The sequence below is a fragment of the Flavobacterium sp. FlaQc-30 genome (assembly GCF_044005885.1).
GTDB lineage: Bacteria > Bacteroidota > Bacteroidia > Flavobacteriales > Flavobacteriaceae > Flavobacterium.
This window is the reverse complement of record NZ_JBIPCO010000009.1, coordinates 19,626-31,838: the sequence shown is the minus strand read 5'-3', so window position 1 is coordinate 31,838 and position 12,213 is coordinate 19,626. Positions and strand designations below refer to the sequence as shown.

The 12,213-nt window shown below is 34.6% G+C and carries 12 protein-coding genes and 5 tRNA genes; 5 read left to right on the top strand and 12 right to left on the bottom strand.

Annotated features, from left to right (window positions below; genetic code table 11):
• Nucleotides 1–67: 67 nt before the first annotated feature.
• Nucleotides 68–568 (bottom strand): hypothetical protein, encoded by a 501-nt coding sequence (locus ACHRV0_RS18475; protein ID WP_241687472.1) that lies wholly within the window; start codon nt 566–568, stop codon nt 68–70.
• 247 nt (nt 569–815) lie between these two features.
• Here ACHRV0_RS18475 and ACHRV0_RS18470 point away from each other — a divergent pair, with 247 nt between their 5' ends.
• Nucleotides 816–2,138 carry a serine hydrolase domain-containing protein gene (locus ACHRV0_RS18470; RefSeq protein ID WP_395441971.1) on the top strand — a complete coding sequence of 441 codons (1,323 nt, stop codon included), beginning with the start codon at nt 816–818 and terminating at the stop codon, nt 2,136–2,138.
• A 12-nt stretch (nt 2,139–2,150) separates the two neighbouring features.
• On the opposite strand, the gene ACHRV0_RS18465 is transcribed toward ACHRV0_RS18470, so the two are convergent.
• The 6 genes from ACHRV0_RS18465 to ACHRV0_RS18440 all read right to left on the bottom strand — a co-directional run bounded on the left by ACHRV0_RS18465 (nt 2,151) and on the right by ACHRV0_RS18440 (nt 3,870).
• Complete coding sequence (locus ACHRV0_RS18465) at nt 2,151–3,095, bottom strand: DUF4421 family protein (RefSeq protein ID WP_395441969.1); 945 nt, start codon at nt 3,093–3,095, stop codon at nt 2,151–2,153.
• Between the two features lie 115 nt (nt 3,096–3,210).
• Nucleotides 3,211–3,293 (bottom strand) — tRNA-Leu (locus ACHRV0_RS18460).
• Nucleotides 3,294–3,334: 41 nt separating this feature from the next.
• Nucleotides 3,335–3,407: transfer RNA gene (locus tag ACHRV0_RS18455), tRNA-Lys, on the bottom strand.
• A gap of 150 nt (nt 3,408–3,557) precedes the next feature.
• Nucleotides 3,558–3,640, bottom strand: a tRNA-Leu gene (locus tag ACHRV0_RS18450).
• Between the two features lie 44 nt (nt 3,641–3,684).
• A tRNA-Lys gene (locus ACHRV0_RS18445) sits at nt 3,685–3,757 on the bottom strand.
• A 40-nt stretch (nt 3,758–3,797) separates the two neighbouring features.
• Nucleotides 3,798–3,870: transfer RNA gene (locus ACHRV0_RS18440), tRNA-Lys, on the bottom strand.
• 127 nt (nt 3,871–3,997) lie between these two features.
• On the opposite strand from ACHRV0_RS18440, the gene ACHRV0_RS18435 reads away from it, so the two are divergent.
• Nucleotides 3,998–4,516, top strand: coding sequence for a shikimate kinase (locus ACHRV0_RS18435; RefSeq protein WP_129025728.1), 519 nt, complete (start codon nt 3,998–4,000; stop codon nt 4,514–4,516).
• Here ACHRV0_RS18435 and ACHRV0_RS18430 read toward each other — a convergent pair.
• Nucleotides 4,508–5,008: a phosphoribosyltransferase family protein gene (locus ACHRV0_RS18430; protein ID WP_089054206.1), complete on the bottom strand. Its 501-nt coding sequence runs from the start codon at nt 5,006–5,008 to the stop codon at nt 4,508–4,510. The two genes, ACHRV0_RS18435 and ACHRV0_RS18430, sit on opposite strands and share 9 nt — an antisense overlap.
• A 73-nt stretch (nt 5,009–5,081) precedes the next feature.
• Entirely contained in the window at nt 5,082–5,471 is a 390-nt protein-coding gene (locus tag ACHRV0_RS18425) for an RNA-binding S4 domain-containing protein (protein ID WP_129025724.1), read from the bottom strand.
• A gap of 79 nt (nt 5,472–5,550) precedes the next feature.
• On the opposite strand from ACHRV0_RS18425, the gene ACHRV0_RS18420 reads away from it, so the two are divergent.
• Nucleotides 5,551–6,720: an FKBP-type peptidyl-prolyl cis-trans isomerase gene (locus tag ACHRV0_RS18420; protein ID WP_395441967.1), complete on the top strand. Its 1,170-nt coding sequence runs from the start codon at nt 5,551–5,553 to the stop codon at nt 6,718–6,720.
• Between the two features lie 251 nt (nt 6,721–6,971).
• The gene (locus ACHRV0_RS18415) at nt 6,972–7,922 is read left to right on the top strand and encodes a hypothetical protein (RefSeq protein ID WP_395441965.1); all 951 of its coding nucleotides are present in this window, start codon (nt 6,972–6,974) and stop codon (nt 7,920–7,922) included.
• Nucleotides 7,923–7,993: 71 nt separating this feature from the next.
• Here ACHRV0_RS18415 and ACHRV0_RS18410 read toward each other — a convergent pair whose 3' ends face one another.
• The 3 genes from ACHRV0_RS18410 to ACHRV0_RS18400 form a co-directional block, all read right to left on the bottom strand.
• A complete protein-coding gene (locus ACHRV0_RS18410) occupies nt 7,994–8,947 on the bottom strand; it encodes a transketolase family protein (RefSeq protein ID WP_395441963.1) in 954 nt (317 codons plus the stop codon).
• A 75-nt stretch (nt 8,948–9,022) separates the two neighbouring features.
• Nucleotides 9,023–9,871: a transketolase gene (locus tag ACHRV0_RS18405; protein WP_089054210.1), complete on the bottom strand. Its 849-nt coding sequence runs from the start codon at nt 9,869–9,871 to the stop codon at nt 9,023–9,025.
• A 200-nt stretch (nt 9,872–10,071) separates the two neighbouring features.
• Nucleotides 10,072–10,932, bottom strand: a complete 861-nt coding sequence (locus tag ACHRV0_RS18400; protein ID WP_395441961.1) for a polysaccharide deacetylase family protein — start codon at nt 10,930–10,932, stop codon at nt 10,072–10,074.
• A gap of 147 nt (nt 10,933–11,079) precedes the next feature.
• Between ACHRV0_RS18400 and tgt the strand changes: the two genes are divergently transcribed.
• Nucleotides 11,080–12,210 carry a tRNA guanosine(34) transglycosylase Tgt gene (gene tgt, locus ACHRV0_RS18395; protein ID WP_395441960.1) on the top strand — a complete coding sequence of 377 codons (1,131 nt, stop codon included), beginning with the start codon at nt 11,080–11,082 and terminating at the stop codon, nt 12,208–12,210.
• Nucleotides 12,211–12,213 lie beyond the last annotated feature (3 nt).

Below are 12,213 nucleotides of genomic sequence, written 5' to 3'. Positions count from 1 at the left end.
CTAAACAAAAAAGCAATCTGTAAAAAAATATTTACAGATTGCTTTTTTGCTTTTCAAAGCTTGTTTTTTATTTACAAAATGTAGCTTTATTTTTTATAGCGCTTTGACTTCCAAGTTCTATGGCTTTTGAAAAATCTTTACAGGCATTTTTTTTGTCGTCAATTTTATTATAAGCCAATCCTCGTAGATTGTATGCAATATAATCTTTTGGGTTTAAACCGAGAGATGAGGTGCAGTCTTCGATTGTGCCTTTAAAATTCATTAATTTATAGTTTACGTTTGCTCTGCCTGTAAAAGCATCTGCATTCATGCTGTCAAGTTCAATTGTTTTGCTAAAATCGGCCAAGGCCCCTTTTAGATCATTAAGTTTGAGTTTTGCTACGCCTCGGTTTTGGTAAGCTTCAGCAAATTTCGAATTCATGCTGATTGCTTTAGTGTAGTCAGCGATCGCACCTTTTGTGTTGCCAGCTTCGGCTTTTTTCATGGCTTTGTCAAAATAACTGGTTGCCGATTGTGCCGATAATGAGCAGGTAATCATAATAAAGAATAATACTAATAGGTTTTTCATAAACTAATTTGGGATTAGTGGTTAATTATTTTGAAACGAATTTAAGAAAGTTTTGTTTTGTAAGAGAAGTTCTTTTTATTAAATAATGATTATTTTTCTTTTTTGGCAGAAGTATTATAGCGTACATGGTAAAGTGTTTTAAATTAAGTTCTTAACTTAGCGTAAATTCCTATAATTAATATTACTAAGATTTTATTACCTCCCCATTTTTAATCTTTTAGTGCTCATTCCTAATAAATTAGAAAATATGAAACCAGTTCATTTTTGTTCTCAGTTATTGTTTTTCGTTCTGATGTTTTTCTGTATGGGTATTTCAACAGCTCAAGAAAAAACAAAATATTTAGATGCGCTGCAAAGTGATCCTGCAAGAATGGGGTGGATGATTGGTTCGCCGCCGCCGGCTGACCGTATTCCTCGATTTGATGATGGAAGTTTTTTTCAGTTTCCAGCTCTTAGGTGGAGCGTTGCGCATATGCGTCAGTTTATGCCGACTGTAAATGTTTCTCGCGGATTAGGAGCTTCAATTCCTATAACAACAAATTTTGACAGAGATATTGATAAAGTAAAATTTGTGCCTCTTGGAGAAACAAAGCAGATGACATGGGAAGAGTCGCTGGAAAAGGTTTATGCAGATGGAGTGATTGTTATGCATCACGGAAAAATTGTTTATGAAAAGTATTTTGGTGCTTTGACGATTGACGGGCAGCATGCAGCAATGTCAGTTACCAAATCGTTTACGGGAACTCTTGGGATTATATTAGCTAAAGAGGGTTTGATAGATACTGAAAAAATGGTTTCTTATTATATTCCAGAGCTTAAAAATTCTGCTTTTGGAGATGCAACGGTAAGGCAGGTTATGGATATGACAACGGCGTTGCAGTTTAGTGAAGACTATGCAGATCCTAATGCTGAAATTTGGAAATTCTCTGCGGCAGGGAATCCACTCCCAAAACCTAAAGATTATGATGGACCAAGAACTTATTATGAATATTTGCCTACAGTGAAGAAAAATGGTATTCACGGAGATGCTTTTGGATATAAAACGGTTAATTCAGATGTTTTGGGCTGGATTATAGCCCGCGTGACTGGTAAATCTGTTGCTGAGGTTTTGTCTGAGCGCATATGGAGAAAAATTGGGGCTGAACAAGACGGGTATTTTTCGGTAGATGCAATAGGAACACCTTTTGCGGGTGGTGGTTTTAATCTTGGTTTACGAGATATGGCTCGCTTTGGTCAGTTGATTTTAAATGATGGTAAAGTAGGACAGGAGCAAATTATTCCTAAAACTGCTATTGATGATATTAAAAAAGGCGGTGATAAAAAAGCATTTGAAAAAGCTGGATATTCGCTCTTGAAAGGTTGGAGTTATAGAAATATGTGGTGGATAACAAATAATGATCACGGTGCGTTTTGTGCTCGAGGTGTACATGGACAGGTTATTTATGTTGATCCAAAAGCAGATATGGTTATTGTGCGTTTTGCTTCAAATCCTATAGCGGGAAATACAGCAAACGATCCGTATTCTCTGCCTGCTTATGATGCTGTTGCAAAATATCTTCTAACGAAGTAAAAAAGGAATGCTTTATTCTGATTTTTTCTTGCTGAAGAAAGGATTCGAGTCTAATCTCCAGATGTATCCAATTTGGAAATTTCCTGAAGATAAGCCAATGTTACTGTTGTTATTTTCTGAGAAAGAAGAAAAGATAAAATTATTAACGTATGATAATCCAAGTGACCATTTCTCTTTGTTGTATCCAACGGAAATTCGCGGGAAAAATGTAGGGTAGATTTCTATTTTTTGTTTGCCAAAATCATTTATTCTTTCAGTGCCAAAGTTAACTCCCGTTGTTGCTGAACCGCTGGCGAACCATCTTTTATTGATTGCCCAAGTATAAGCGTAACCGCCGCTGAATCCAAATTGAAAATTACGCAGTGAATTTTTTGATTTGTGTACAAAGGAACTGTCTGAGTTTATCTTTGAGAAGTAAATTCCTCCGCCTGCTAAAAAGCTTCCTGCTGATTTTAATTGTTTTTCATTTTGATTGAAAGCGGCTTTATAAGAGAACTTCTTATTATTAAAAACATATTGTCCGAAAGCTCCATATTGCTGAATTTTTAAATCGGGATACAATTGTATATTTTTATCTGCATTGTCAGAAGTGTAAAAACCATGATACTTTTGGACAAAGAGATCTATTATGAATTTTCTTCCATAGTTATGAATTTGAAAGTCTAGTGCTTTCGTTCTTCCTTTCTTGTCATCTTTCATGAAGTTTAACCCGTAACCTAAACTCAGATTGATTATTGTGTTGTTTATAGAGACTCCTGCGCCTAAGCTCATGGGGCTATTTGGCATAAATTTTTTAATCTCACCATCTACTTCTTGTTCCATTGATATAAATTTCATAGATAAATAAATTCTCAGGGAAAGTTTATTGTCAAAAGGTTTAATATAGGTGGTGTCAATCTGTGCTTTGCAGAAATAAGGAAGTGCTAAAAGAAACAAAAAAGAAAAGTATGCTTTCATTGAGTTGTAAAACGAATTATAATTACTCTTAGTACGTACGGAAAAGATTAACGAGGAAAAATACAAAGCATAAAAAAAAGGAAAAACATAAAAATATACTTTTCCTTGTTTTTAGTGACCATGGAGGGATTTGAACCCTCACGCCCTTGCGAGCACCACCCCCTCAAGATGGCGAGTCTACCGTTTCTCCACATGGCCTAAAATAAAAAAGGCCGAGTAAATTAATACTCGACCTTTTGTGACCCGACTGGGGCTCGAACCCAGGACCCCATCATTAAAAGTGATGTGCTCTACCGACTGAGCTATCGAGTCATTGCATTCTCTGAACGCGGGTGCAAATATAAGAAGTTATTTTTGATATATCAAAGCCTTTTCTTAAGTAAATTTAATAAATAATTAAAGCAGGTGTTGTAAACAAAAAAATAAGGAAAAATGTGTAAAATTATGCTTTTTCCTTTTTAGTGACCATGGAGGGATTTGAACCCTCACGCCCTTGCGAGCACCACCCCCTCAAGATGGCGAGTCTACCGTTTCTCCACATGGCCTAAAATGAAAAAAGGTCGAGTAAATTAATACTCGACCTTTTTTGTGACCCGACTGGGGCTCGAACCCAGGACCCCATCATTAAAAGTGATGTGCTCTACCGACTGAGCTATCGAGTCATTGCTATCAAGGAAAGTGTTTGTTAAATCACAAAATTTGTGACCCGACTGGGGCTCGAACCCAGGACCCCATCATTAAAAGTGATGTGCTCTACCGACTGAGCTATCGAGTCATATTCTTTCCTTGAATGCGGGTGCAAATATAAGGAGTTTATTTTATTATTTGCAAGCATTTTTATTATAAATTTGTCTTTTTTTAATCAAAATTTACAACGCCTTAATTTATAGGTTATTATTAAAATGAAAAAGATTGTATTATTAGGATATATGGGTTGCGGAAAGTCAACAATTGCCCAAAACTTATCAAAAATTACTGAAATTCCGTTTTTAGATTTGGATGTTTGCATCGAAAAAAAAGCAAATTTGTCTATAAAAGACATTTTTGAGCAGCATGGAGAAATTTATTTTCGAAAATTAGAGCATGAAATGTTCTTAGAATTGCTGCAATCTCCAGAAAATTATATTATAGGTTTGGGTGGAGGGACTCCATGTTATGCTAATAATCATTTATTATTGCAAAATGAGGATCTTGTTTCAGTTTATTTAAAGGCGTCTATTGATACTTTATATAATAGATTAGTACATAATAAAAGTAAACGCCCTTTGATAGCTGATATGAATGAGGAAGAAATGAAAGAGTTTATCGCAAAACATTTGTTCGACAGAAGTTTTTACTACAACCACGCGCAATTTAAGGTTGTGGTTGATGATAAAACTGTCGACGAAACTGTTGAGGATATTTTGAAGATTCTAGCTTAAAAAGGCTGAATCGCCATTGCTTTCATCAAAAACCACCTGAACGTGCTCTAATAAAGAAGTAGATAGTGATATGCCTTTGAAGTCTGCTTTTACAGGATACTTTTTGTGATTACGATCAACTAAGACCGCTGTTTTGAATTTTTTTAATGGAACGTCTAAAAAGTGGCGAACAGCATAGATTAAAGTTGTGCCTGAATTTAAAACGTCATCAACTAATACCAGTCCTTTGTTTTCGTAATCTTCTTTTGGTAAAGAAGTATGAATAGGTAATTGCGGATTTTGTTTATTGATCTTAACTTCGCAAAGAGAAACTTTTAGTGTTGAAATTTCACTTAAAGCCGAAGCAATTTTTTGAGCAAAAATAGATCCGTTTGATGCGATTCCAGCAATAACAACTTCGTTCTCATCGACAAATGTCTCGTAGATTTGATAAGCGATACGTTTTATTTTGTGTTCGATTTCCTGATTGGTTAAGATGATGTTGTTGCTCATGATTTAATTTTTTGGCTAAATTACAAATTTTAAATTCCAATGTTGAGGTTTTGATTTTTTGATGATTTAGAATTTAATTTTCATCGTCTTCATCAATAATGTCATTTCCATATTCGTCAATATCTCTTCGGTCTTTTTTGGTTGGTCTTCCAGTACCGCTTTTTCGATAATGCTCTTTCGAAAGTTTTAATAATTCAAGATGAGCATAAGCTTCGGGCGGAGTTTCGTTTTTACGATATATATCGACTAGTTTTGCTCCAACACGATTTTCAGGAATATCAAGTACGGTTATAATTTGAGTAATTTGATCCTTTCTAAAGGTAATTCGGTCAGTAGGAAAAACCTCTTTAGAAGGCTTTGCAACCTGCCCATTTACAGTAATATGGTTCTTTTTGCAGGCTTCGGTTACCATATTTCTGGTTTTGTAATACCGAACACACCACAGGTATTTATCTATTCGCATAATTTTTCTAAAATCAAAGTTAAATTCTTTACAAAAATAAATCAATATTGTATCTTGCGCACCTAAAAAAAGGACAATAATGAACAAATTTAAATATTATTTTATTTTATTGCTTGCAGGTATTTCTTTGGTTTCCTGTTCTAAAAAGGACGATGATGAGGATGTAGTGGTGGTGCCGGTAAGAGATTATGCAGAACAGTATAAAGCAGATAATGATTCTATTATTAAATATTTAAAGACTAATTATATCAAGGAAGTAACTCCTAATTTTGATGTTGTTATTGAAAAAATTCCTGCAGGAGGAACTGAAACTTCTATTTGGGATCAAAAGGTATATCCGTTAGAGACTAGAAATGTCTATAGTAATAATATCACCTATAATGTTTATTATTTAACTTTAAGAAAAGGATCGGGGCAATCCCCTACTAATACTGATAAAATTGTAGCTGCTTATAAAGGTAATTTATTAAATGGGAAGGTTTTTGACCAGTCTTATGGGGTTGGAAGAAAATTTTTATTGTTTCCATATGCTATTTCAACTGCAGAAGAGGTTACTGTGATTGAGGGGTGGTCAGAAATGTTTCCAAAGTTTAAAACGGGTGTTTCTACAACAGCGCCAGATGGAAGTGTAACGTATCAAGATTTTGGAGCTGGGATTATATTTTTGCCGTCTGGATTAGGGTATTATGAACAGGTGAAAAATGATATTCCGTCATATTCTCCTTTAGTGTTTACGATTAAATTGTACGATCTTCAGAGAATGGATAACGAGTATACTTTTAATTCTAGTACGGGAGCGCGAGTGTTTATGGGAGACGGTGTTCCAGATTATTTAGAAGATGTTAATGGTGATGGTTATCTTTATGATTTTAGAAATACAACTAAGTATCCAAATCCACCAGCTAGCTTAATTGATGATACGGATGGTGATGGAATTGCAGACTTTTTGGATTTTGATGATGATGGTGACGGTTTTAGTACTAGGTTTGAAGTAACAAAACCAGCTGATGCTCCTAATACAGGTATAAGTAAATATTACCCTTGGGATCCAATTGGAGATAATCCTGCTACTCCAAATATAGATGAGACTGAGTTGTATGGTATTCCTAGAAGACCTACTGGAGCGCTTATAGATCCTTCGAAACCGGAATCAATTAATAATCCTAGAAAGTTTATTGAAGACGATTATAAAGCAAATCCAAGATTAAGAATTTATTTAGATAAAACATATCCTTATCAAAAGAATTAACTTTGTATAAGTTGTAAAAGGAAAACCTCGAAATTTATGTTTCGAGGTTTTTTTTTGTATCATTTGTAGATCTCTTTAGTCGTTGAAAAGATTTAATTATGTTAAAATGTTGAAGTTGAAGAATGGCTAATTTGCTGATTATTTGATGGTTTTGTTTTTTGTTTAGAAAAAACTTTCGTTTTACGGTTTTACGTAATGTATATCTTAAGTAAAAATGTATGTTTGTAAGATTAATATTTAAATTTTTAAAAATGAAAAAATTACTTACATTGTTTTTAGGGTTTACTATTTTGTCATGTAGTAGCGAAGATCAGGTAAATCAAGAAGTTTCTGCTTTAGAAAATTCAGGTTCAGTTTTGGATGGTAAAATGTTATCATTTCAAAGTGAAGAATCTTTTGTTAGGGAATATTCCTATTTGGCGACATTGAATAAAGAAGAACTTCAAAAATGGATTTCTTCTAAGGGATTGGTGTCGATGTTGAATACTTCAGATAATTCAATAGGTATTGAAGAAGATGTTATTTCTGAATCAAGATTGGTTTATTCGGCAGCATTAGAATCGATTCTAAATGCGGAATCAAAGTTGAAAATCGCGGGTAAAGTCTTTTGGCTAAATGAGCGTAGTTTTTATCTGTTATCAGAAAATGAAATAAATTTAAGTGTAAAAGAGCTAGTTGAGCACAAATCTGAATTAGAAAAATTCGGTGAGTTATTGAGTATTTCAGGTGCTTCTAAGAGTTTAACGGGTAGAATGGTTTTGCCAAATGAAAATAGAGTAAAGACATTTGCAAGTGCAGAAATGAATGTGTCAGGTAGTAGGCTTAGGCATGTTGTTGATTTGTATAATGAAACAATTCTTTTGAATGGATCGATTTTGACTAGTGAAATGTTTTTAAGATCAACATTGCAATATAGGTCATGTTCTACTTTAGGTGGTTGCAAGTGGAAAGAAGCTTTTAATCCTCGATATTTAAGGAGTAATTTTATTGGTTTGGTTGGAGATACAGTAGGTGTTTGGACTGTGGGGAATATTTACACCTCTTCTACAGTGACGGGTACGCAGACCTATCACGTAGGGCACTGGGCCTTTAAAACTCCTACCCATTCAAATTCTAATTTTGTGATCTCTGGTCCAATAACTTGTAGTCTCGATATTCCGTTCCCAACACCTGAGGTTTCTATAGATATATCTTGGTATTAGTTGGAGTTGTAAGATAAAAAACCTCGAAATGTAAATTTCGAGGTTTTTTTTATAAAGTAAGAAAATTGAAATTATTTTCTTTTGATAACTCTTTCTACAGCTTCAACAATTGCTTGGTTGTTTAGTTTGTATTTTTCCATTAATTGTTCTGGAGTTCCAGATTCACCGAAACTATCTTGTACCGCTACAAACTCTTGTGGAGTAGGATTGTTCAAAGCTAATGCTCCTGAAATGCTTTCTCCAAGACCTCCAAGGTAGTTGTGTTCTTCTGCAGTAACTATACATTTTGTTTTAGCAACCGATTTAAGGATTGCTTCTTCGTCAAGAGGTTTGATTGTATGGATGTTGATTACTTCAGCAGAGATTCCTTTTGCTTCTAAAGCTTCAGCAGCAATAAGAGCTTCCCAAACTAAATGTCCTGTTGCAACGATTGTTACATCAGTTCCTTCGTTTAATAAAATTGCTTTTCCAATTACGAATGGTTCGTCAGCAGGAGTAAAGTTAGCTACAACTGGGCGACCGAAACGTAAGTAAGCTGGGCCGTGGTGATCTGCTAATGCAATAGTAGCGGCTTTAGTCTGGTTGTAATCGCAAGTATTGATTACAGTCATTCCTGGCAGCATTTTCATTAATCCAATATCTTCTAAAATTTGGTGAGTTGCACCGTCTTCTCCTAATGTTAAACCAGCATGAGATGCACAGATTTTTACATTTTTATCAGAGTAAGCAACAGATTGACGAATTTGATCGTAAACTCTTCCTGTTGAGAAGTTAGCGAAAGTTCCTGTAAATGGAATTTTACCTCCAATTGTTAAACCAGCAGCGATACCAATCATGTTAGCTTCTGCGATTCCAATTTGGAAAAAACGCTCAGGGTGATTTTTCTTGAAATCATCAAATTTTAATGATCCAATTAAATCAGCACATAGTGCTACAACGTTCTCGTTTTTCTGACCTAATTCAGTCATTCCCGCTCCAAAACCAGAACGAGTATCTTTACTTCCTGTATTTTCGTATTTTTTCATTTTTGTTTTTTTGCTGTACGCAATAGGCTATAGGCAATAGGCGTAAAGCTTACTGCTTAAAGCTTAAAGCTTTTTTTAATAGTCTGCTAAAGTTGAAATGTTTTGAGCTAAAGCACTTGCCAATTGATCATTGTTTGGTGCTTTTCCATGCCATGCATGAGTGTGCATCATAAAGTCAACCCCGTTACCCATTTCTGTATGTAATAAAATACAAACTGGTTTTCCTTTTCCTGTTCTAGATTTAGCATCAGTTAAACCAGCGATAATTGCGTCAATATTGTTTCCTTCTTTGATTTCAAGAACGTCCCAGTCAAAAGCTTCGAATTTAGCACGAAGACTTCCCATTGCTAGAACTTCATCAGTTGTTCCGTCAATTTGTTTTCCGTTAACGTCGATTGTTGCAATAAGGTTGTCTACTTTTTTAGCAGAAGCATACATGATAGCTTCCCAGTTTTGACCTTCTTGTAATTCTCCGTCTCCGTGAAGAGTATAGATTAAATGATTGTCGTTATTTAATTTTTTAGCCTGAGCAGCACCAAGAGCTACAGATAAACCTTGTCCTAATGATCCAGAAGCCATACGAACTCCAGGTAATCCTTCGTGCGTCGTTGGGTGTCCTTGTAAACGAGAGTTTAATAATCTGAAAGTAGCAAGTTCTGAAACAGGGAAATAACCGCTTCGAGCTAAAACGCTGTAAAATACTGGCGAAATGTGACCGTTTGATAAAAAGAAGATGTCTTCTCCAATTCCATCCATGTCAAAACCTTCTTTACGATCCATAATGTTTTGGTATAGTGTTACCAAAAATTCAGTACAACCTAATGAACCACCTGGGTGACCTGAGTTGACAGCATGTACCATTCTAAGAATGTCTCTTCTTACTTGGATCGTTAAATCGCTTAATTGTTGTGTGTTAGGCTTCATTTTATATGTAAAAGTTAAACTGGAGCAAAAGTAATTTTTATTTTGCGGGCTGACAAATGATTTTTTGCTTTAGTTTGTCGCAATTGTTAAATTATGCCGCTTTTCTCCAGATATTGTATGAAATAGAAAATTCCTGCAGATATTGCATCAAATTATCAATGCAGATTGAAATGTTTTTATAAGGAGTAAAAGTTGATAGACTATATGGTTCGACTAATCTCTTTCCATGTGACTAATTGAATGTTGTTTTCTTTAAGCTTTAATTTGCATGCATCACTGGTAAAAAAATCAAAATCAATTTGGCGCCACTCTGATCCAAAATTGGGATGATTAATTGTAATGCCTTGCATTTCAAAATCATCAAAAGCGGGGTGAAGCAAGAAAACATTGAATCCTGGAATTACATTGTCTAAAGCTTTTTCATATGATTTTTTAAGTTCTCCTTTTTCGAAATCCGTATAATATCCAATTAGAAGATTGTCGGCTAAAAGAGTATTTGTGAAATCATATTTTTCATCAGACAGACTAATGGATTCAACAAAACCTTTATTAATGAAAACTGGTAAATTGTATGTTCTTCCCAGCTCTTTATAAATTTCTAAAATTTCTGGAGTTACACCAATACTGCACATGTGTGAATCGAGATGCGTTGGTTGAATATTAAATTGCAAAGCTCTTTCGATTTGGGCAGTAAGCTCCTTTTTAATTTCAGAAGGTTTTGCATTGTTCTTGAAATCTTTTCTTGTTTTGTAGAAATAACCGTTTTGATCGACTAAACTTGAAACTTCTGATACAGGAAGTATTGGGCCGAATTTGTAATTTTCCCATTCGCAAGTCAAAGTCAAATGAATTCCGCAGTCGTAATTTGGATTTTCTTTAGCGAAAGCTGCTATTTCAAAAAACCACGGACAAGGAACCATTATGCTATATGAGTTTACAGATCCGTTTTGAAGAGCTTTTATTGTTGCTTGATTTTCTGAATGTGATAATCCGGCATCATCGGCGTGAATAATTAATAGTTTGGCGTTTTCTGGATATCCAAGTTTTTGAGCTAGGTTCATTTAATTGATTTTATTCAAATTTAAAAATTTCTGGAGTTTAGGTTTTATATTGTTTTGGAATTAACTCAATTTTATAATTGACAAATTACCGAATTAATTAAATTTCCCTGAAATTAGCTTATCTTTGCCGACTGAAAAAAGAAACAAATGAAGTTCGATTTATTACAAAAAGATCCGCAGTCTAAAGCAAGAGCGGGAAGTATAACTACTGATCACGGCGTAATCGAAACGCCTATTTTTATGCCTGTTGGAACGGTGGCTTCTGTAAAAGGAGTGCATCAGCGTGAATTGAAAGATGATATTAATCCAGATATTATTCTTGGAAATACATATCATTTGTATTTACGTCCGCAGACAGAAATTCTTGAAAAAGCTGGTGGATTACATAAATTCATGAATTGGGATCGTAATATTTTGACTGATTCTGGCGGGTATCAAGTGTATTCTCTTTCTTCAAATAGAAAAATTAAGGAAGAAGGAGTAAAGTTTAAATCGCATATAGATGGTTCGTATCACTTTTTTACGCCAGAAAATGTAATGGAAATTCAGCGTACAATTGGAGCCGATATTATTATGGCTTTTGACGAGTGTACGCCATATCCTTGTGACTACAGATATGCACAGCGTTCTATGCACATGACGCACCGTTGGTTAGATCGTTGTATCAATCATTTAGAAAAAGTTCCTTACAAATACGGTTACGAACAAACGTTTTTTCCAATTGTTCAAGGAAGTACATATAAAGATTTACGTCGCCAGTCAGCTGAATATATTGCAAACGCAGGACAGCAAGGAAATGCAATTGGAGGATTGTCAGTTGGAGAACCTGCTGAGGAAATGTACGCAATGACTGAAGTAGTTTGCGAAATTCTTCCAGAAGATAAACCACGATATTTAATGGGTGTTGGAACTCCTATAAATATATTAGAAAATATTGCATTGGGTATTGATATGTTTGATTGTGTTATGCCAACGCGTAATGCAAGAAACGGAATGTTGTTTACTGTAAATGGAACAATCAATATTAAAAACAAAAAGTGGGAGGCTGATTTTTCTCCTATTGACGAAATGGGACATACTTTTGTAGATACAGAATACTCAAAAGCATATTTACGTCACTTATTTGCAGCCAACGAGTATTTAGGGAAACAAATTGCAACGATTCATAATCTTGGTTTTTATATGTGGTTGGTTCGTGAAGCTAGAAAACATATCTTAGCTGGCGATTTTAGACCATGGAAAGAAATGATGGTTAAAAATATGAGTCAAAGACTATAAAAA